This is a genomic window from Halarcobacter sp. (assembly GCF_963676935.1).
GTDB lineage: Bacteria > Campylobacterota > Campylobacteria > Campylobacterales > Arcobacteraceae > Halarcobacter.
Genome location: NZ_OY781470.1, coordinates 922,124 through 944,883, shown reverse-complemented (window position 1 = coordinate 944,883; position 22,760 = coordinate 922,124). Strand labels below are relative to the sequence as shown.

The 22,760-nt window shown below is 25.1% G+C and carries 19 protein-coding genes; all 19 read right to left on the bottom strand.

Annotated elements, in window-relative coordinates:
* Position 1 precedes the first annotated feature (1 nt).
* Positions 2 to 508, bottom strand: a complete 507-nt coding sequence (locus tag ACKU4C_RS04640; protein ID WP_321314852.1) for a prepilin-type N-terminal cleavage/methylation domain-containing protein — start codon at positions 506 to 508, stop codon at positions 2 to 4.
* Entirely contained in the window at positions 505 to 900 is a 396-nt protein-coding gene (locus ACKU4C_RS04635; RefSeq protein ID WP_321314851.1) for a prepilin-type N-terminal cleavage/methylation domain-containing protein, read from the bottom strand. Before ACKU4C_RS04635 ends, ACKU4C_RS04640 begins: the two co-directional genes overlap by 4 nt.
* A complete protein-coding gene (locus ACKU4C_RS04630) occupies positions 901 to 2,406 on the bottom strand; it encodes a GspE/PulE family protein (RefSeq protein WP_321314849.1) in 1,506 nt (501 codons plus the stop codon).
* 2 nt (positions 2,407 to 2,408) lie between these two features.
* Positions 2,409 to 4,331 (bottom strand): type II secretion system secretin GspD, encoded by a 1,923-nt coding sequence (gene gspD, locus ACKU4C_RS04625; protein WP_321314848.1) that lies wholly within the window; start codon positions 4,329 to 4,331, stop codon positions 2,409 to 2,411.
* Entirely contained in the window at positions 4,318 to 5,133 is an 816-nt protein-coding gene (locus ACKU4C_RS04620; protein ID WP_321314846.1) for a site-2 protease family protein, read from the bottom strand. Before ACKU4C_RS04620 ends, gspD begins: the two co-directional genes overlap by 14 nt.
* Positions 5,117 to 5,644: a hypothetical protein gene (locus tag ACKU4C_RS04615; protein ID WP_321314844.1), complete on the bottom strand. Its 528-nt coding sequence runs from the start codon at positions 5,642 to 5,644 to the stop codon at positions 5,117 to 5,119. The genes ACKU4C_RS04620 and ACKU4C_RS04615 overlap by 17 nt, the downstream gene beginning before the upstream one ends.
* A complete protein-coding gene (locus ACKU4C_RS04610; protein WP_321314842.1) occupies positions 5,644 to 6,039 on the bottom strand; it encodes a hypothetical protein in 396 nt (131 codons plus the stop codon). The genes ACKU4C_RS04615 and ACKU4C_RS04610 overlap by 1 nt, the downstream gene beginning before the upstream one ends.
* Positions 6,036 to 6,956, bottom strand: coding sequence for a hypothetical protein (locus tag ACKU4C_RS04605; protein WP_321314841.1), 921 nt, complete (start codon positions 6,954 to 6,956; stop codon positions 6,036 to 6,038). The genes ACKU4C_RS04610 and ACKU4C_RS04605 overlap by 4 nt, the downstream gene beginning before the upstream one ends.
* Positions 6,937 to 7,581 carry a hypothetical protein gene (locus ACKU4C_RS04600; protein WP_321314840.1) on the bottom strand — a complete coding sequence of 215 codons (645 nt, stop codon included), beginning with the start codon at positions 7,579 to 7,581 and terminating at the stop codon, positions 6,937 to 6,939. The genes ACKU4C_RS04605 and ACKU4C_RS04600 overlap by 20 nt, the downstream gene beginning before the upstream one ends.
* Before the next feature lie 3 nt (positions 7,582 to 7,584).
* Positions 7,585 to 8,802 (bottom strand): type II secretion system F family protein, encoded by a 1,218-nt coding sequence (locus tag ACKU4C_RS04595; protein ID WP_321314838.1) that lies wholly within the window; start codon positions 8,800 to 8,802, stop codon positions 7,585 to 7,587.
* Positions 8,792 to 9,334 carry a prepilin-type N-terminal cleavage/methylation domain-containing protein gene (locus ACKU4C_RS04590; protein ID WP_321314837.1) on the bottom strand — a complete coding sequence of 181 codons (543 nt, stop codon included), beginning with the start codon at positions 9,332 to 9,334 and terminating at the stop codon, positions 8,792 to 8,794. Before ACKU4C_RS04590 ends, ACKU4C_RS04595 begins: the two co-directional genes overlap by 11 nt.
* Positions 9,335 to 9,337: 3 nt before the next feature.
* Positions 9,338 to 9,712 carry a type II secretion system major pseudopilin GspG gene (gspG, locus tag ACKU4C_RS04585; RefSeq protein WP_321314835.1) on the bottom strand — a complete coding sequence of 125 codons (375 nt, stop codon included), beginning with the start codon at positions 9,710 to 9,712 and terminating at the stop codon, positions 9,338 to 9,340.
* Between the two features lie 75 nt (positions 9,713 to 9,787).
* Positions 9,788 to 10,555: a GGDEF domain-containing protein gene (locus ACKU4C_RS04580; RefSeq protein WP_321314833.1), complete on the bottom strand. Its 768-nt coding sequence runs from the start codon at positions 10,553 to 10,555 to the stop codon at positions 9,788 to 9,790.
* A 44-nt stretch (positions 10,556 to 10,599) separates the two neighbouring features.
* Positions 10,600 to 10,725, bottom strand: coding sequence for a hypothetical protein (locus ACKU4C_RS04575; protein WP_321314830.1), 126 nt, complete (start codon positions 10,723 to 10,725; stop codon positions 10,600 to 10,602).
* Positions 10,726 to 10,780: 55 nt separating this feature from the next.
* Positions 10,781 to 12,466, bottom strand: a complete 1,686-nt coding sequence (locus tag ACKU4C_RS04570) for a pentapeptide repeat-containing protein (protein ID WP_321314828.1) — start codon at positions 12,464 to 12,466, stop codon at positions 10,781 to 10,783.
* An 18-nt stretch (positions 12,467 to 12,484) separates the two neighbouring features.
* Positions 12,485 to 17,569, bottom strand: coding sequence for a hypothetical protein (locus ACKU4C_RS04565; RefSeq protein ID WP_321314826.1), 5,085 nt, complete (start codon positions 17,567 to 17,569; stop codon positions 12,485 to 12,487).
* Positions 17,570 to 17,757: 188 nt separating this feature from the next.
* Positions 17,758 to 19,044, bottom strand: a complete 1,287-nt coding sequence (locus ACKU4C_RS04560) for a SagB family peptide dehydrogenase (protein WP_321314824.1) — start codon at positions 19,042 to 19,044, stop codon at positions 17,758 to 17,760.
* A 122-nt stretch (positions 19,045 to 19,166) separates the two neighbouring features.
* Positions 19,167 to 19,376, bottom strand: coding sequence for a hypothetical protein (locus ACKU4C_RS04555; RefSeq protein ID WP_321314822.1), 210 nt, complete (start codon positions 19,374 to 19,376; stop codon positions 19,167 to 19,169).
* 120 nt (positions 19,377 to 19,496) lie between these two features.
* Entirely contained in the window at positions 19,497 to 22,694 is a 3,198-nt protein-coding gene (locus ACKU4C_RS04550; RefSeq protein WP_321314820.1) for an NAD-glutamate dehydrogenase domain-containing protein, read from the bottom strand.
* Between the last annotated feature and the right edge of the window lie 66 nt (positions 22,695 to 22,760).

The following is a 22,760-nucleotide window of genomic DNA, read 5'->3' as shown; positions in this document are numbered from 1 at the left end:
ATTATCCTCTCATTTTAAAAGTAGGAAACATAATTTTCTTTCCATCATTTAATTCAATTATAAAAACAAATTTTTTATCTTTTTTTATAATATTAAAATTTTTTACATCTTCAAGTAATACATCAACATAAGCATTATCATAAAATGTCAAATCACTCTCTTGTTTTTTAAATTTATCTTTACTTTCAATTCTCACAAGTTTATTATTTGATGCCAGCATATAAGTTATGTTTTCATAATATACATCATTAAAACTATTAGTGCTTTTAAATAGCATAATGCTATTTTTATTTTTATCTTCTGCTAAATCTACATCAGCATACATTTCAGCTATATCTTCAGCTACAATTTTATAAATATCAATAGTATTTTCACTTTTTGATATATAGCTTTCAAATTTTTCATTTTCTAATTTTGTATCATCTAATGCTTTGTATATAAAAGTAATTATTATCATAAAAATAGTGATAGATATCACTACTTCCAAAAGTGTAAATGATTTTTTCAAAGCTCTATCCCAAATCTATATATAGTTTTTTTTATCCCTTTATTAAAACTATAAGATGTTTTATAATAGTTTCTTCTTATTGTAATATTTTCAAAACGATTTTCATCATGCCCTATTATTTCATCTTCAACTTTGATTTTTATCTTTTTAAATTCTTTTCTAATATCATCATTTTGTATATTAAAATATTTGTCCAAATATATGTTTTTATTTCTTTTTGAATAAGTTTTTGTATCCATAGCTAGTGACAAGAAATCAATTGATTTTTTACTCTCATTTGATTTTTCAAGTAAAAAAATACTATTGCCTTGTATTTTATATAAAGATACCATAACAACAGATAGTAATGCAGTAGCTATTATCACTTCCATTAAGGAAAAAGACTTTTTCATCTACTTTATTCCTATTCTTACTGCTTCATCAACAGAAGTTTCTCCATCAATCAACATCAATTTTAATTGTTCATTTAAAGGAAGCATTCCGTTTTCAATAGCTAATTTCATAAGAGTATTATCATCAACTTCACCTTTTAAATACTCTTTAATATCTTCACTTATTACAAATAACTCGCCAATTGCAACCCGACCACTATACCCTGTAAAGTTACAAGATTTACAACCTACACTTTTATAAATTTTATCACTTTTTTTAAGTCCAAAAAGTTTATGGGATGCATTTGATTCATCTTCAATTTTACAATCATCACAAAGTTTTCTAACAAGTCTTTGAGCTAATACGGCTAATAAAGAAGATGATATTAAAAACTTTTCAACTCCCATATCTATAAGTCTAGTAATAGCTGCTGGTGCTCTGTTTGTATGTAATGTAGAAAAAAGTAAATGTCCTGTTAAAGCTGCTTGAATAGAGATTGAAGCTGTTTCACTATCTCTAATCTCCCCTAACATAATGATATCAGGATCTTGTCTTAAAATTGATCTTAATCCTGAGGCAAAGGTAAGCCCTACTTTGTTATTAACTTGAATTTGTGAGAAATCATTTGATTTATACTCAACTGGATCCTCAACTGTAATGATATTTTTTTCTTCACTAACAACTTGATGTAATAATGAGTGTAAGGTGGTAGATTTACCACTACCTGTTGGTCCAGTTACTAAAACCATTCCATAAGAATTTTTCACTGTTTTAGCTAACTCTTTTGTAATATATGAAGGGAATCCTAACTCTTTTAAATTTAAAAGTTCATCACTTTGCATAAGGATTCTCATAACAACTCTTTCCCCATAAAAAGTTGGTAATACAGAAACCCTTATATCTAAAGTCTTTCCTGCTATTTTAATTTGTGTTCTCCCATCTTGAGGAATTCTTTTTTCACTAATATCCAAGTTCGAAATAACTTTTATTCTTGAGATTACAAGAGACATGATATTTTTATCAAGTTCAATATGTTTATTAAGAACACCATCTATTCTATATCTAACTTCAGATTTTTGTTCATGCATCTCAATATGTATATCTGAAGCTTTTTTCTTTATTGCTTGATAAAAAAGTGAATTAACAAATTTAATAATAGGTGCAGACTCTTCAGAAGTTAAAATATCACTACCAACTTTTAAAAACTCACTAACAGAAAAATCTTCATCATCTAAAGTAGCATCCTCTTGTTCTTGTTGGATAGCACTCATCTCTTTATCTGTTTTTATCTCTAAAAACTTGTTATATAGTTTTTCAAAAGAGATCTCATCTAAAAAAATTATTTCATAACTATAATCATACTTTGACAAATAATCAAAAGATATACTCATGTGTTCAGCTGACAATGCTATAACAATTTCATTGTCTACTGTTGTAAAAAGTACATAGTTTTTTAGAGCAATAACAGAGTTTTCAATATCTTCAAAGGGTTGAAGATTTATATCATGTATCTCTTCTATATTCATTTTTAATTACCAAAATATTTATTAACTAATTTTTTATTTGCTGAAATAGATGGAATCTTTTTCATTGAGTTTAACTCTTCATCTAGTTCATCCATCTGCTCTTTATACTTTTCTTCCTCTTTCATTTTTTCTATTTTTTTCTTTTTTAATCTAATTAATGATTTTTTTAAGTATCTATCCTCCAAAGCTTTTAATCCAGCTAACTGATTTCTTACATATGATAGATCTTTTGATTTTGGAACAATATACGGAGTTACAATAATCACTAAATTCTTTTTAGAATAATTTGTTTTATCGTGTTTAAATAGTTCACCTAATAAAGGTATATCACCCAAAAGAGGAACTTTATTTTCAGTTGATTCTTCTTTATCTTGAATAAGTCCCCCAATAATTACACTCTCACCATTATTAACAATAGCGGTAGTTTCTACCTCTTTTTTTGATGTATCGGCATTACCACTTGATGTTTCTGTGGTTTTAACATCTTCTAAGATTGTATTTATCTCCAATGTAACCTTATTATCATTTGAAACTCTTGGCTTTACTTTTAGCGTAAGTCCAACATCTTCCCTTTGGTAATTTTCGTTTGTATTTCCACCATCAGTTGTTGTTTGTGAAGTTTTTATAGATATTGTTTCACCTACATAAATTGAACTCTCTTTATTGTTTATAGCTAAAATTGATGGTTCTGAAACTATATCTAAAGCACCATCTTGATTTAGAAGGGAGATTGAAGCACCTAAAGCTAAACCTTCAGTAATATCTGGTATCTCTAAGCCTATATCCCCTGGAGTAAAAGATAAGGCACTTCCACCATTTAAAGAAGAGGCAAAAGTAGCTAATCCATCACTTCCTGAACTACCACCTAAAATACCATATTGAATACCTATCTCATTTAGCAAGTTATCATTTAACTCAATAATCTTAGCTTCCACATAAACTTGTGGTTTTTCCTTATCAAGTTTATCAAGTATATCTTTTATATAATCAACCTCATCACTAGGACCCATTAAAACTATAGAGTTTGTTTCTTCATCAACAGAAGATAGGGGTTTATCATTTTGATCTAAAAATTTCTTTTTCCCTATTATATCTTCAATTATTTTTGTTACATTTTTTGCTTCTACATTTTTTAGAGGATAAACTTCAACTATTCTTTTAACCAAAGATTCTTTTGAATCCATTTTTATAATATATTTTTTAAGATATTTTACATTTTCTTTTTTACCTATAATTACCAAAGAATTTGTTTCTTTATTTGATACAATATCAACTTTTTCTACATTTACTGTTTGATTAAAAATTGCTTTTGATATTAAGTCTAAATTCTTTTTTGCATCAGTAGCTTGAATATTTTTTAACTCTACAATTTCCATAGTTCGTTTAGAACCAATAGTCATTATATTTACTATTTTTTTAACTGTTTTAATATTATCCATAAAATCAGTTAATACAATAGTATTTGCTTCTTTATTTGATACTAACTTTGCATCTCTAGAAATTAAATGTCTTATTTTTGAAGCAATATAATCTACATTTGAACTATCTACTTTAAATATTTCTGTAACAATTTGATTATAATTGTGTTTTTGTTTTGAAGTTATAACAGGTACATTACTTTTAGCACTTACATTTAGTTTAACTATTCTTAACATATTGTCATTTGTTACAAGAGTAAAACCTTTTTCTTCAAGTACATATATTAATATTTTTATCAATTCATCTTTCGAAACAGGCTTATTTGATATAAAATCTACATTTCCTTTTATATCTTGAGTAACTAAAATATTTTTGTTAATAATTTTGGATGTGATTTTTACTAAATCCATAATTTTTAGATCTTTAAAATTTATATTTATTTTTTCATTAGCTAATGAAAAAACTGACAACAACAATACTAATATACCTACTTTAATTAATCTCATAATTTAACTCCACAACCTCATTGTTCCTTAAAACTTCTAATCTTAAATAATTTAACTTATTTATTCCATTATATATTTTAAATGCATCAGCATAAGATTTAAGGATATTTCCATTTATTGATTTTATAATATCATTCTTTTTTAAACCTAGTTTTTCAAAAACTGAATTTTTATTAACTCCATTTATTTTAAAACCATCAATTTTCCCATTTTCCCTTATCTCTTGTATTGCAATATTTTTCCAAACTTTTCCTAAATCATTTACATATGTATTTAAATAATCTCTTTGAACTACAACATTCCCCTCTTTTACAACAATATTTTCTTTTATTGAATTATTGTTTTCAATTTTATATGTAAGATTCTCTTCTTTTGGTAATTCTAATTTATATTCTTTTGAGTTTTTTTCAAATATTACATATTTTTTGTATAACTTTGTCAAAGTATATCCATTAAACTCTTCAAGCTGTTGTAAAATAGTTGTATCTTTAGATGATTTACTCTCTATTATTATCCATCCAGAATTACTTGATGTAGAATAAATAGCTTTTAAAATATATTTTGAAAGTGAATCTAAACTTTTATTAGCTCTATTTTTAAGCCTATTATTAATAACTACACCATTTGATGAATAAAAACCACTATAATTTTTATACTCTAGTTGATTTAAAGATACATCTTCAAAATCTACACCATTTTTTGGTAAAAAAAGAAAAATTATAGTAGATATTATATATGCAGCTAAAGCTATATATATGTATGGAAATATTGTTTTTAAAATCTTATTAAAATTTAAATTCATAAATATACTTCCCATCTACTTTTTTAAATCTATTTAAAAGATTTCTATATTTTGTCATCATAATATTTGAAGGTTTTAGTTCACCTACAATTTTTCTCTCAAATATTAAAATATCGCCTTCAAACTCACCAAAATCACCTTTACTTAATATTAATACTTTATTTAAATTTATAAGTGAATAATTAAGATTTAAAGAATCTATTTTTGATGGTAAAAATTTATTAAAAGATTTAGCTACTCTTATATTCTCTACATTAATATTATTATATAAAATCAATGTAGTGATATCTACATTATCAATCAATGAAAAATTTATTCCATCATAATATAAATTAGCATCTTTTATTTTCAATCCAAAAGATTTTTCATTGACTATTTCATTGGAAACTATCAAATTCATACTTGAGATTTTATTTTCTAGGAGATAATAAAACTGTTCTTTTGGTAGAAATATTAATAATACAAATACAAAAAATAGAATATAAATTATAGATTTTAAAATAAATTTCACTATATTAGTCCTATTTCAAGATATATACTTGTTTTTTCTATATCAATTTTTTTCAACAAAAACTTTTCATTTAATACTCTATTTAAAAAACTATTTAAAAGCTTTGTATTATTTGATTCAAATTTAATTCTAACTAAACTATTTGTCTGTGTTTTTAAAATTTTCTCATTTTTATAAGCTGTATTTTTAATAATTCTATCTACTTTATTTATTATGGCAGTTTTATTAAACCAATTATTTTTATACTCAGAAAATATTTTCCCTTTTGTATTCAAATCTATTACATATTTATTTAAATTTTTAAATTCATTTTCTTTATTATTTAATATAGAAATAGATATAAGAAACACAACTACAACAAAGGCTAAAATGTATATTGGGTTTATTTTATTCATAAAGTTATACTCACCTTTAATAAAAATTGATTTTCTTTTATATTTACTGCTTTAAATTTTTTCTTTAAAAAAGAATCAACTTCTGCTTTTTTAGTAGAGATATATTCTAATATAATTAGATTATTATCTACAGCTAATGATTTTAAATTTAATTTATTGTTAGAAAGGATATAACTAATAGCATCTCTTTTCTCTTTTTCCAAAGATATAGATTTATTGTATTTACTTAATATACTTCTAACTTGTAAAGAACTAGAAGGCAAATTATAATTTTTTCTAATCTCTTCTACTTGATTGTTTAAAGTTGATATTTCACTTGAATAATTGATATATTTAATTAAATTCATTAAAATCAATATAGATAACACAGCAAAAATTGAATAATAAAATTTTATATTAAAAAAATTGTTATAAAGTTTTATATGTAATTTATAAGAAGAAAGTTTTATATTATTTATAATTTTATTTAAAACTATACTATCTTTAGCTATTGAATTAGGAATTTTAACTAATATCCCATCTCTTGTGTAAATATAGTTTTGTTCATCAACTTCAAAACTTTCAAATTTTTTACATTCATTTTGTGCAAAATATACTGAGCTTATATTTGATATAGGAATATTAGCTTTTTTTATTGCTTCATATATTTTTTTATCACTATAAGCAAAACATAAAAAAAGATTCTCTTCTAATTTAATTGCTTGATAAGTTAAAGAGTCATTTTCTTTAATTAAATCTTCAAATAAAGTAGGAAGTAAATGTCTTGCTTGGGTTTCAGTTTTTACTGGTATATCAAACTTTCTTACCCAATAAAATTCTGGGGATATTATTAAACTAACTTTATCTGTAATATTATTAACTTTTGTATTTGTTGTTAAAAATATTTTTTTTGTAGTTTTATTTGAAACTAATGTCAAAATATTCTACCTCTCCACTCTTATTTAAAATATAATATGCTTTTGCTTTTGCATTCAAATATTCGGCATTGACATTAAGTTCATATAAATCTTCTCCATCAATAAAGCCTAAATCATTAATGATTTTTTCTATTTCACTACTTTCATCTCTTATAGTAAAAGTATTTATTATATCATATAATTGACTTCTATTTGTAATATTTTTGTTACTTCTTTGTAATATTTCTGTATATATATCTAAAAACAAATAAAAATTAAAAATATTATTATCCATAAAAAGTTTATTTATTTCACTTTTGTCATCTTTTGATAAAGTATTTATATCAACCTTTTCATATCTATTAAAAGTTGAATCGATTTTCAAGTCTTCTATATTAATTTTTAATGGAATTGAACTATCAAGTAATGTATCTTCTAAAAACTTATCAACAGTATTTTTATTGTTAACTAATATTTTTGAAACTTGTTCCTGTGTATTTTGAATAGAAATCAGAAGTTGTGTATTCGAAACTATAAAATTTTGATTTTCTAAATACTTATCAGTATTATCTAAATTTTTTAAAATAAATATTGAAATTATAGTAACAAAAGCTATAGTTATAAAAAGAACAACCCCTTTTTTCATCTATTAACCTAGATTCATTGAAAATATTGGAAGTAACATTGCTATAACTATAAACCCTATTGTAGTACCAACAAACAACATAAAAATTGGTTCTAACAAAGATAAAAATATATCAGTCTTATCTTTATTTGACTCATTGTATAAAGAAGCCAAACTATTTAATATTTCACTTAATCTACTTGTATCTTCACCAATTGCTACGGAGTGAATAAAAGATTCATCTATTTTATATCCACTACTTTGAGCAAGTAAAGTTGAGAGTCTTTTTCCTTCAACTACACTTTTTGAAGCATCAAGAAAAATCTTTTTTATTACAGTATTTTTTAAAATATTTGCACTTAAGTTAATTGCTTGAACTATAGGAACACCCGATTTTATTAATATAGAATTCATGTAAGAAAATCTTGCTAGTTCACTATACTCTATAAGTTTTGAGAAAAATGGAAGTTTTAATAAAAATTTATCAAAGGCATATTTAAACTTGGTACTCTTTTTTAACAAAAAAACAAATAGAAAAATAAATACTAAAAAAGAAGCTATAACATAATGATAATTTTGAGAAAAAAAATCTCCTAGTGCTATTACAATTTTTGTACTTTGTGGTAATTCTTGGTCAAACTGAGTAAAAATTGATGTAATTTTAGGAACAATAAAACTCAACATAAAGCCAACCATAAAAAAAGATACAATAAGAATAAAAAGAGGATATGCTAAAGCAGAACTTACTTGTTTTCTAATCCTATCTTGTTCCTTTAAAAATACTGACAATTCCAATAATACAGTCTCTAATAAACCACCACTCTCACTAACTTTAATTGATTGTTTATAAAAATCTGGTAATTTGATTAAATTCTGAGAATCTAAAGCATCATAAAAAGTTTTTCCTTCATCAAGATAATTTTTAATAGTATCAAAAAAAGAAAAAAGTGTTTTATTATCTTTATATCGTTGTTTTAAAAGATTAATTGAAGCAATTAGAGTAACACCAGATTGAAGATAAATACTCAAATCTCTACTTAAATAGGATAAAGTAGATAAATCTAATTTTCTCTTACGTTTAAAGGAGATTTTACCAAAATCTAAACTATCTTCTTTTATAGATGTATACAAAATACCTTTTGCTTTTAATTTTATTTTTGCTTTGTCTAAAGAGTCTGCTTCGATCTTAGATTTTATTTTTTTCCCACTATTTGTCTCTATTCCTATATATTTAAAAAGCATCTCTAACCTCTATTGAATTATCATACATCATATCTAAAACTTCATTTGTATTTTTAAATAGTTTTATTTTTTTTGAAATAGAAGAAAATAAATAAACTTTATCCTCATAAGTATCTAAAACAATATTTTTATGTTTCTTATCTCTATTTATTTTTAATTCAAAAAAAGGTTCATATTCATAATTATCAACTTTTATTTTCCCAAATTTATAATCACTTAATTCTTTATCAAAGTTATAAACTTTTGGTACTTGATTAAATAGATTCTTTATAATTATATCTTCTTTCATAATACCATCAACAAATATATAACAATTTAATCCATCTTTTTCTATACATTCTAACTCTAATTTATTCTCAAATTGAAAGTTATTAAGCATGAATTCTTTTACATTTTTTAGTTCAAGTTTATATTTTTTTTCTTGATTAAAATTAAAATTTGGAATAAGAATTAAAGAAACTATAGAGATTAATAATATTACTATAATTAACTCTATTAGAGTAAATCCTTTTTTTACTCTAATATTATGCATATATTATTCACTACATTTAGAATAATATATGTCATCAGCAGTATCTTCTTTTTTATCTGCACCTTTTGAAACTAAATCAAAACTATTATCTTCTGAAATATATATAAACTCATTACCCCAAGAATCTTTTGGAGTTTTTCCATCATCAAAATATTTTTTCTCAATTAATAAGTTTAGTCCCTCTTCTGTAGTTGGGAAAGTAGAGTTATCTAACTTATACATTTTTAATGTTTTTGCTATACTTTGCATCTGTACACATACAATTTTCACTTTTGCTTCTTCACTTTTTCCTGTAAGATTAGGCAACACAAAAGCTGCTAATAAACCTAAAATAATAATTACAACCATTAATTCCATTAATGAAAATGCTTTTTTCAAAATTATTCCTTTTATTAAATAATCAGGATTATAATAAAAACTATGTTAAAGATAATTAAAAACTGATAAATAATATCAATTTACTCTGTCTCTACCACTTATTTTTGCTTTCTTTAAAGAGTTTTGTGCACTTTTTATTAAATCATCTATTTGTTCAGGATGAACAGGTAAAATATAAGATGTTCCTATACTTATTGTTAAGACATTTGAAGCAATTGAATTATCATGTGGAATATTTAAAGATTTTACTGATTTAACACACTTTTTTGAAACTGCTTTTGCATCTTTTGTATTTGGCAATAATACATAAAACTCATCACCACTAAACCTTGAAACTAAATCAGTAGGTCTATTACAATGATTAACTAGAATATTTGCAATAAGCTTTAAACACTCGTTCCCTTCATCTCTTCCATAAATATCATTAAAAGCTTTAAACTCATCAATGTTTACAATAAACATTGATATATATTGTTTTTCTCTAATTGCCCTTTTAAACTCTTCATTAAATCTTTCCATAAAATATTTTTGATTTAAACATTGGGTTAAAGGCTCAATATGAGAATATATTTTTAAGGTTTCATTTTCGTTTATAATATCTTCTGTTCTTTGTTTTAATTCTTTTTCTATATAACTTTTTTTGTAAACTTTAAATAAAATAAAAATAAAAGCAGCAACAAAAAATAGTACTCCTAAAACTACTATTTTTATTAAAAATGTACTTTCCTTATATTTTTCATGATTAAAATCACTATAATCAATATAAAATGAGATACTTACATATAATGCTAAAATTATAGAAAAGAGAACTGCTAAACTACACAGGGAAAAGTTTTTTTTCATTAGATGCCTTAAAAACCATATAAATAATTTTACAATCTTTTTCTTTATTTTCCTATTGCTAAGGCATATAAACCCTGTGTATATTCTCCTAAAAACTCACAAACCTCATCATCATAATATGCACCAATACCACTACACCCTATACCTAGATAGTTTGAGGCTAAATACAATCCATATACTAATGATGCAATTTTACTTCTAAAATAACCTTCTTAATAAAAAGTTTTAATTAAAATCAAAACATATAAAATTATCTCCCCATGTATTAGAGCTATCACTTGGCTCAGCTGTATTAACGCAAAATTTTTTTGGTATATATCCATCACTACTAAAATAAATATTAATATTATAAATATTTGTATATATTAAATAATTGTCATCCCAAGAGGTATCAGAGTTTTCAAGAAGCCTAACTTTTGGAGTTTTATTATGGTCTCCATTATCATAAAAATACCATGTGCCAAGTTCTTTAGTACATAAATAATTATCATCCCAGTACCCTGCATCAAAAGAATACAAAGTTGTATTTGTACCCTCATTCCAATTAGTACAATCTGTCCACTCGCCTGATGGCTTACCAGAATATCCCCATGCAATAACAGATTGTTTTGCATTTGTTAAGTCCACAAGATCTTTTTTAGCAATCTTTGATAACTGTTCTGTTGTTGTATTTGTAAAATCCGCATTAGTAAAATTTGTATTTAATAATGTCACACTATCAAAAGATGTATTTTGCATATTTGCATTTGTAAAATCTGCATTTGATAAATCAGTAGAAATAAAAGTCGTATTACTAAAATTCGTATTTGTTAAATTGCTATTATAAAAATCTACTCCAGTTAAATTTGCCTGAATAAAACTAGCTGTACCAAAATCTATCTCACTTAAATCTGCATTTTGTAAATTTGCCCCTTCAAAGTTAACTCCTTGTAAAGAAATAGCTTTACTATCAACAGGTTTGAAACATAAATTTTGCATTTGGGCATTTTTAAAAGTGTTATTTTCAAAACTAACTGAACCATCAATACATTCATCTTTTGTAAAAGTAAATATTGAAGAACTAAAATCTACCCCATTTAAAACAGCATTTCTAAATAATGCATTAATATCTAAAGGGGAAGCTTTATTTATATCTATAAATTCAACATTTTTAAAACTTGCATTATCTAAATATGATGAATCAAAAGTTGTATTAGTATATTTAACATCAGGGAAATCACTCGTGTCTTTTATAGAAAAAAATTTAACCTTATCAAATATAGTATTTTCAAGATGATAGTTACTAAAATTTACACCTTTTAATGTTGCACAAGTTAAATCTATATTTCTTAATTTTTTAGTTTTCAACTCTTTTATAACATCATTTGTTAATGTACACCCTTTACAACTACCAGTATTTAGTGAATCAATTACATTATCTGCAGTTGTAGGATTACAAGAATCATCTAAAGATGAACCAAATTGTAAAAACACAGTTTGACTTTCATCAATACCGTTATGGTGTACACAAACTTGATATGAATCTTTTTTTATAAATGAATATTTATCTGCTTTTCCCTTATAAAAGTAATCTAAACTATTAGTTGTTTCATCTTGTATTGATATATATTCAATAGGCATATTATCATCTATAATAATTGTAATTTCATCTAAGTTTGTTATAGGAACAAAATTATAACAATCACTTCCTCTTTCATCTAAGTCATTTTCTAATTGTGTTGTTTCTAAACCAGTTTCTAACTCAAGCATCACTATATGATTTTCATTTACACTAGATACAGCTTTAGTTGATAAACTATACTCTGAAACAATATTTTTGTATTCTATTTCCATACTATTATTTATTGCTGAGCTATTATTGCATCCAATAAAAAGAATACTTAATATTAAAATTATTAAATATTTAATCATTATTTTTCCTTTGGTTTTTTACTTAGATGCTATTGAGGCTTCTGATAAGTGTATTAAAAAACTTAAGCCTACATCTACAAAGCCCATTATTTTGCTACTAATCCATAAAACTGCATAAGCACCAATAACTATCAAATAGGCTATTAATGCAACACCTGTTTCACTAGCCAATATTGCTTTTACAAAAAATGAAAAACCAATATAGCCAAATATCATTTGGGAAATATCAAGAAAATATTTGGAGCTCATAGCTATAAAACTTAAAATTTCCAAAATAACTACCCCTCCTATTTCTGCATCTATTAAAAGATCGGATATTCCTGAAACACCAAGTGAAATAATAAGTTTAGTAATATTAAATGAAAAAGCAAGCAAAGAGAATAATATATTTACTGTACCAGCAATAATAAATCCACAAACTGCCAGTGCAGCTACATTAGTAGGATCATAGGTTGCATTGTCGCCTGGCTGTCCCTTTACAAAAATATATATTGCTTGAAAAATATAATCTACAAAATTAAGAACATAAACAATACTACTTGAAATAGCACTTGCTACCGTTGCTGCAATTTCAGATTTACTTTTTTTTGCATCTTCTGCAAACTTTATATCTAATATCTTTACAGGGATTTTAATCAACTCCATTATCCCACTAAATAACATAAATATAGAAGATAATCCATCAGATATAGGTTTTTTTATAGGAATATTACTAACTAATCCAAAAAAAGTACTAATAGCACCTAAAATTGTCTGAATAATATCAATAATAATACCTAAGTGTTTTATTGCTAATTTACTAACTGAATCAAAAATTCCACTTATTTGATCAATGGAATTGCTATTGGATGTTAAATTATTAGATGAGGCTGTATTATTTAAAATAGACTCTAATATTGCTCCTGAATATCCTATATATTCATTGAACTTATTACGAAGATTATTTGATGAATCTAAAAAAAGTTCTTGAAAGTCAATTGGTTTAGATAATACTTTATTTGCTTCATTTATTGTAGATTCAGCAATAATAGGAGCAATAAATAAACTAAAACCCATGCCAAAAGTTGCCAAATCTTCAATATTTTTAAATTTATGAGAATCCAAGAATAATAAAGTTCCCAAAGGTTTAAAAATTTTATTAAGTAAATCCCCACTTTGTGTCATAAAAGAAAAAATCTTGTCATCTTTTAAAAATTCTGTTGGAAGGTGATGACCAAATTTATTAAAATTTTCTATTTCTGAAGTTAATAAATTTTTTAATCCATAAATTGTACTCTGTGTATCATTAAACATATCTACAGCACTACTTGATCCAGTTGCAAAATTTGTAATTGAATTTTTAGATTGAAAGATATTTTTTTGTATTTGTCTTATCAAACTATTTGGAGCGGGATCATCTCCATTGCTTAATCCTGGATGATACTCTATAGTAGCAACTAATTGTTCTTTTGAATCTACTTTAAAAAAACTAAGTAGATTATCTTCCAAATATTTAGGAAATGAACCACTTAACATTTCATCTAAAGTGACTCCAAATATATTATTCATTAAAGTATTTAAATCATCTTTAAATTTTTCCTCTTCACCTTTTACATAATCTATTAATTTGTTGATTTTTAATAATTCTATTAAACGATCGATTTGATCTACAATATGGGTAATGATTGTAGAGTTATTTTGCATATTTTTTTTATCATTATCTACATTAGTTTTATGAGTATCCATTTTTTGGCTAATATCTTTTATATTATTTCCAAATATTGCATCTAGTGATGTATCAATTTTTTCAATCATATCATCACTAATCTCCGAGACCATATCTTCAGCACTTTCCATAATAGTATAAGCATTATGGGAATAAATATTTTGTGAATTACTATCATTTAATGGTTTAAGTTGATCGAAACGTAATTGTTTAAGCTCTTGTCCAATATTATAAGCAGTTTTAAAGTCAAGAACTGTTCTTAATATATCCCAAAGTTTTTGTGCAAAACTTGAAACATCATTCCAAAGTTTTTCTACAGCAGCAGCTATATCTTCTATTGCTTCATCAATATCATCAGTAATATTACTTATAATAGTAGTGATATCTTTTGATAAAGTTGATGCTGCTTGTTTTGCAGCTTCTAAGAGTTTTTCAATATTACTTGATGCTGTATAAATTGAATGACGTATCCAATTTACTGCTTTAAAATGAGTAACCGAACTAGAAAAACCTAAGGCTAATAAGTTATTATTATTTATTTGGACTTTATTTAAACGCACAAGCTGAGAATCATTATTTGGACTTGTATTCTCTAAAACTTTACTAAAAGCATGCGATATATCATGTGATGAAGAAGAGTTAATATTATCCAAAACTGTTTTTGCAGTATCAGAATCTTTTGAAGCTCCTATTTGAATATTGTCATAGTTTTGGGTTGATAATTTTTGATAAGTTTTAAAGGAAATATTACAAGATTTGAAATCTGTAGTAAGGCTATTGGAATCATTTGTAACAATTGCCAATGCTTTATCACTTTGTTTAATCAAATTACTTTTATCAATCAATCTATACTGCATAATTGCACCATTATACTTATCATCTTTTGTCCCAGCATCTATTTGTAAAGATACTTTTCCTTTAGAGTCTGTACTTAAAAATATGCTATTATTTGCACTAGGATGATATGTTTTGATATTAGTTATATCTGTATAATCTTTTATAGAGACTCTTTTATTGAAACGTATTTCTACATATATATCTGCATTAGCTTCTTTCTCTTTTACTTGTGAAATTTGGTCATCACTTAAATTTGAAAATAATTGAGTGTTTTTATATAATGAAACTTCATTTCTATAACAATTTGTTACATGTAAATGAACCTGATGTAAATCATTTTTTACAAGATTTGTTTCAATAGTATCACTTCCAAAATCAACATGAATCTGTTCCTCTCTCATATTCCAAACTTTTTGAGTCAGATTGCAAGATGAATGCATATAACTTAATAGATTTTTATTGCTATTTTCAATTAGCTGATTATTACTATTTATCTCATTTTGACGAATAGAACTATAAAGAACTTCTCCATCTTCTGCAATTCCATGCCAATGAAATAACTTAAGAGGATTATCTATTGATATGGGCATTGGTGGATAATGTTCTATGCCTAGTTTATTTATAATATTATCGTGATTTTGATATGCAAACTTAGTTGTTTCTTCAATTCCTTTTTCATTGCAACCAAGAAGGATACTTTTTTCATCACTGTATCTAATCAAAAGATAATTTCTTAAAAGACCTTGATGATTATGTGTTGCATGAAAATCAATAGTTCCAATTCCACCTTTTTTATGAACACAATCATATAAACTACTATATCCAGACAAGATGTTATTAAACCATAAATCTTTATATTTACCATCATCAGAACTCATATCCTCAAATAAAATATTGTTTGAATAAACATTATTAACAGATATTTTAGTATTTAAATCAATTTCTATTGTATGATGGGATAAACCAAATTCCATATTTGATTCACTATAATGAGTACTACTGGTTAAAACCTCATAGTTTGACCCATTACTTTTAATTGATCTTACAAACATATGGTCAACTTTATTTGTTTGTTTATTATATATACTTTCCCAAATATCAGTGGAAATAAATTCATGTTCTTTATAAACAGAAAATGAAAAATGTAATTGATTTGAAGCTATCTCAATTTTTCCAAATGAATCATAATCATCTAGTGTATATACTACCGAACTTGAAGCTACATCTTTATGTTCAACAAGCATAGGATATCTTTTTACAAAATCACTGTTTATATTTGAAAACTTGAGTAAATCATATCCTGAGGTATTAGAAACTGTTTCATCCATTGCACTTAAACAATAAAAGGAGAAAATAAATTTTGACTGAAGATTTCCTTCATCATCTACAAGTTGAGCTAAAGGTGTAAAATTAGCTTTGGAAAAAATTAAAATATCACTTAAAGGAGTAACTATCGAAGCAGAATTATCATTATAATCCTTAATCAAGTTTGAAATACCTTCTGAATTGTAACTCATAAATTGTGCTGAAAAAAATGTTATCGCAGGTCTTACATTTGTTACATCAATTTGTGTAAAATCATCATATGATATTACAAAACCATAATTATAATAGTTGTCAAATCTTATAGTACCATATATAAAACTGTGGTTATCTCCACTAGTATAAGTGTTTATCTCTGCAATTTTATAACTATTAAATGAAGCTGTAGGTTCTTGATTTTTAAATTCTTTAATCAAATCAATGTAATTATCCCAATTTGTAGTTGATATAAAATTTTCATCTGGCAATAAAAGTTTTGCAAATTCTGTCCGATAATATAACCTCAAAGCAGAAGTTTGACTATAATCATGAGTATCATTTTTATTAGATAAAAGTACCATTTTTTGTTTGTGTATAAAATTATCTTTTATTTTATTGTGAAAAGAACCATTGGTAGCAACAATAGAATCATAATCAATTAATGATGTATCTTTAAGCTTAATAATTGTTTGTTTTAAGCCCTGATGTCCATCATTATCTTTTTCATATATTGATAAATTATAATCACTTTCATTGCTTTGCTTTTCCAAATGTAAATGTTCAGGAATACCATATGTTCTTGTTGGAAGATTTAAACCTATACTTGTTATCTCATCTTCATTACTAGCTGTCATTATATGAGGATTAAAAGATTCCATTATAGAATGACTAATAATAGTTGAATCTTCTGATCCTACAGCTGGCAAAGGTGTATAGGTTGTAAAAGCTTCTTGAATCTCTGAATCAACAGCAATATTACAGGGAGTTGTGACAGTAGACATATCACTATCTGATATAGTCCAATCAATTGAATTAGATCCATCATCTTCCCATTGTGATGGTGGTTTATTACAACCATATCCAATAAGCACAGATAATGCAGCTAAAGATGTAGTCTTAAGAAAATCACGCCTTGTCATAATTGAATCAAATATCTCTAGCTCTTTTTTAACTAAATTATTATTATTCGGGATCCAATCTTTTAAATAACCTTTCATTTGTTTTCTTAATAACTTAATTGATTGTTCTGGACTATTCATAGATCTATCCTTTAAAAAGCATTAAAATTAATTATTAAATTAATAATTTATTTTAATTATATAATATTACTTCTTATAAAGTTTAAATTGTATTTTCAACTTTTAGTTTATAATTAATCTTAATTTTTGGGGAATATCTATTAAAGGTTATTTTATATTTTTTAAAGTAGCTAAAAACTAGATTTACATCAATTTCCTATTGCAAGTGCGTATAAAACTTGCGTATTATTTCCAATAAATTCACAAACTTCATCATCATAATATGCTCCAATTCCACTACAGCCTATACCAAGATAGTTTGAAGCTAGATATAGTCGATGTCCTAATATTCCAGCTTTTTGGTACATTGCTTGATAATTTTTAGAATTTGAAGTTAAAAAAAATGTAACGGCTGAGGATTTTCCTAAATCTTGTTCTAAACAAAGATATCCTGCTTTGTTCATAAAATCACCCTCTTTTATATATTCTGTATTTTTCAAAATACCTAATTTCATATCTTTTACTCTATTTATAACACAGTAAATATCAATTGTTTCATCACAATTACTTGATATTGGCTGATTTAAGATATTAAGGATTGATTCAAATTCTACTTTACTTATACTTTGTTTTGCAAACTCTCTAATTGATCTTCTATTTAAAATTACCTCTTTAAAATAACTTTTATTAAAACTAAAATTAGGTAAAGATATCTCTTTTTTACAATCTTTTGCTTTTATAGAATCTTCATAAGCTTTTTCTATTAAGTCATTTTTTTCAAAATAGTTACTTCCATCTACTGTTGGCAAATCCAAAGTTTCTACTTTTTTTACTTTTTTTGAAGTATTGTATGTAAGAAAAACAGCACTTGTAAAGAATTCTTTATTATCAAAATTAAATAGTTGATTTAGTGAAGATTTATCAAAATCATAAATTATGTCATAGTTTTTATTGTGTAAGTATGAAGAGGCTTCAATTGAACCTAAGATATGTCCAGCATCAAGTAAACAATATCTAAAAGCTCTATTTTTATACTTCCAAGAACTTCTATAATAAATTGAAGAGATTAAAAAGATAAATCCATTTGCCTTTTCTTCTAAACCAAAGTATGGTTCAAGTCCAATATCATCAATATTTTCTAAAAGTGTTATACTCGAACTTAAAATATCAAAATGATAAATACCATCGTCAATCCCACTATTACCTCTACTTTGAAAATATATCTCATTTGGGTAAAGTGCCCCTGCACTAGGATTAACTCTTAAATAGTATTCAACACCAGGGTAAGTTTTTTTTGCTGTAATTCCAGCTACATAAAATATGAAACTGTGATTTTCATTTTCCAAGTCTAATTTTATTCTAGTATATTTTTCAGGATAATTTTTAAATGCCTTTGGCTGGTTATTCCAATCTAATCTATTAGGAAAGCTTCTAACAGAAAAATAGGAATGTTTTGTTTTCATATGATATTCAAAGAAAGAATCAAAAGTATTCAAAGTTTTACCTTTTATTTAAATTACTTAAATTCTACTATTTAATAATTGTTTTACAATAAAAAGTAAAAACTATAGTCATTTTTTATATTTTTTTAAAGAGTGTACTATGCACTCTTTAAAATTTATTGTTTTGTTGTAATTATTCCTGGTGCTTCTTTTGTACCAATATAGTCATCAACACTACTTGTAGATTTTATTACTGCAAAAATTGCACCAACTGCTAAGCAGAAAACCACTACAAGTTTAACAATATTTCTTTTTTCTTTTGACTCTTTTCCATTATAATCTTCTATTTTATCTAAAGTTAATTCATCATCTGTATTACTTGTCATGAAAACTCCTTTTATTTAGACTTTATCATATGAGAACTTAAAATAATAGTCATAAGTTAAAGTTATATTATTTTTTAATTTATAATTAACTTTTCCTTATGCTATTATCATAAAAATAACTTATAATAAAGAAACCATCATTTGATTAACTGTTACGGCAATCTCTTTAATATCTTTATTATCTTTTGTCATAAAACTATCAAGAGTATCTCTAACTTTATAAAAAGTATCTTTTTCATTGTTAATAAAGCTTGAGAAAGCTACATCTGCTTCTTCATTTATTCTTTGGAAATTTAATATCTTTTTAGTGTAATGAACAACAATAAACTCAATAAACTGTAATACTTGATTTCTAAGTACTAAATCATTTTTATTTGCAATTTTAATTTTATTTAATGCTACTATAATATCCAAAATATTAAACTCATGGATTAATGAATAAAAGATTACAACTACATCTTTAAATTGATGATTTGTAGTACTTTTAATAACTATTGCCGGAATAGCAAATCTTAAATAATTAATCACAGAGAAGAATAAGTTAAATGTATCATCATCTTCAATTAATACTTCAATTTTTTGTTTATGAACTTGTTCAAGTAAAGAGAATAACTCTTTTTTATGATCTAAAATATGCGCAGAATCTAACTGATTTTTCTTTAAATATTTAACCATCCATCTAGTACTTGCTGATAATATGTATTCTAGTTTATTTATCAAGGCATATTGTTTTTCAACATCCATAATATAATCTTGAGAATAAATTTTCTCTCTAATCTCTTTAGCACCAAATAATCTTTTTGCAACTAAGTAAGATTGAATTTTTAATAAAAATCTTTCATTTCCAAGTTTTTCATAATCACTAATAAAAGTACAACCTTGAGAGTTTACTATAGCATCAGCAATTTTTGTTGCAATAATCTCTCTTTTTAGAGGATGATTTAAAATATCATGTTCATAAGCACTTATAAATGATTTTGGGAAATATCTATATAAATATGGTAAAGCAAATTGTTCATCAATAAGTGTTGAATCTAATAAAATTTTCTTGATGAAAATTTTTGAATAAGATAACAATGAGCATAAAACAGGTCTAACAATAGAATCATTAATATCTATAACCTCATGAATATTCTCATTCTTAGGAATAAAGAAAGAGGCTCTATTAAAAGCTTCAACATGATTTTCTAATACTTCTATTGCACTTAAAAAATTGTTTAAATGTTTTCTTGAAAATTTTTCATCTAACGATATTGCCAAAGATTGATTATAATTACTATCTAATACTAGTTTTACTACTTGCTCAGTCATCGATTTTAAAGTATTTTGTCTCTCTTCTGAACATAAATCTTCATGTGTACTAACTGTATTTAAAAGAATTTTTAAATTTACTTCGTGGTCAGAAGTATCAACACCACCTGCATTATCAATACCATCTATATTTATTCTTCCACCACCTAAAGCATATTCAATTCTAGCTCTTTGTGTAAAACCTAAATTACCACCTTCACAAACAATTTTTGCTCTTAAATCTGTGGCATCAATTCTAACTGCTTCATTTTGTTTATCACCAATATCAATAGAGTTTTCATCACTAGCTTTCACATATGTACCAACTCCACCATTGAAAAATAAATCAACATCCATTTTTAATAAAAATACACAAAGTTCTTCACCACTTACAACTTTTCTCTTTGTATTAAAAAGTTTTTTCATTTCATCAGATAATTCAATCTCTTTATCACTTCTTAAAAAGATTCCACCACCTTTTGAAATTTTTGATTTATCATAATGTCCCCAACCACCTGATTTTGATTCAAAAAGTCTCTTTCTTTCTTTAAAGCTTTCTTCTAAATCAGGATTAGGGTCTATAAATATCTCTTTATGACCAATTGCACCATAAAGTTTGAATTTATCAGATTCAATCATTCCATTACCAAAAACATCCCCACTCATTGAACCAATACCAACTACAGAGATACTATCTTTGTACATATCAATTCCCATTTCAACAAGGAACCTTTTAGTGGACATTAAAGCCCCTCTGGCAGTAATACCTAAATCTTTATGTCCATATCCATTACTTCCCCCACTTGCAAAAGCATCTCCTAGCCAATAGTTTCTACTTATTGCAATCTCATTTGCAATATCACTCATAGCTGCAGTTCCTTTATCAGCAGCAACAACAAAATATGGGTCTTCTCCATCATAAGCCACAATATTTTCATCTTGTACAACTTTTCCATCAATCATATTGTCAACTAAGTCTAAATTAGCATTGATATACATAGAATAAATATTTGTAAAATACTCTTTTGTAACATCTGATGTATCTTTGTTTATTACAAACCCACCTTTTGAACCATCTGGAATAATAATTGAGTTTTTACCCTCTTGAGTTATCATTAATGATTTAACCTCTTGACGATAATCATCATGTCTATCACTCCATCTTAATCCACCTCTACTAATATTACTCATTCTTAAGTGAACACCATAAAAATCGGGATGATAGATAAAGTTTTCAAGATTTGGTTGAAGTCCTTTAAGGTTTTCTCCGAAACTCTTTGTATCAATTTTTAAGGATATTGTTTCTTTTTCTAAAAAATAGTTTGTTCTTAATATACATTGTAATAATGAAAAAGTTAATTTTAAAATTCTATCATCCATAATCTGAGGAATTTGTTTAATTTTTTCTTCAATTTTTTCTTCAATGTTTTTTATTTTTTCATCTCTTTTTTTAATTTTAGGATCAAATCTAGTAATAAAATAGTTTACGAATAAATCAGTAATAATATGATGATTTGTTAAAGTGTTTAATATCGTTGCACTATTTATTGTTAAAACTGCTTGATCTAAATATTCTATAATCGCTCTCAAAAGCATAAGTTTTCTAAAATCAAAATTTTGATTATATACTAATGAAAATACTTTTGAATGTTTTACAGAAGGATCTTTTAAACATTTAGTGATTATTTGTTCTAAATTATTTTTGGAAGCTTCTATTCTTCGTAACTCACTGTCTTCAAAAATTCTTAAATTAAATCTTGAAACGTAAATAAGTTTTGAACCATTTCTAATATTATAAGTTACTTCATCTACAATCATAAATCCTATATCATGTAAGATTGGTGTTATAGAAGATAAAAAAAGCTGATATGTAGAGTATATTTTTATACTTTTTGAATCTTGACTATCAGTGATGTGAGTAACTATGTTGTTCTGAATAACTTCATTAAATAACTCATTGGATATTTTTAGATCTTCAGGAGCTAAAAGTTGTGAACAAATTGCATTCATATCTGACGTAGTAGCCATTGTTAATCCTTTTTTTTTATATTTACAATAATACTACTCTTAAAATATTAAAGAATTGTTAAAATA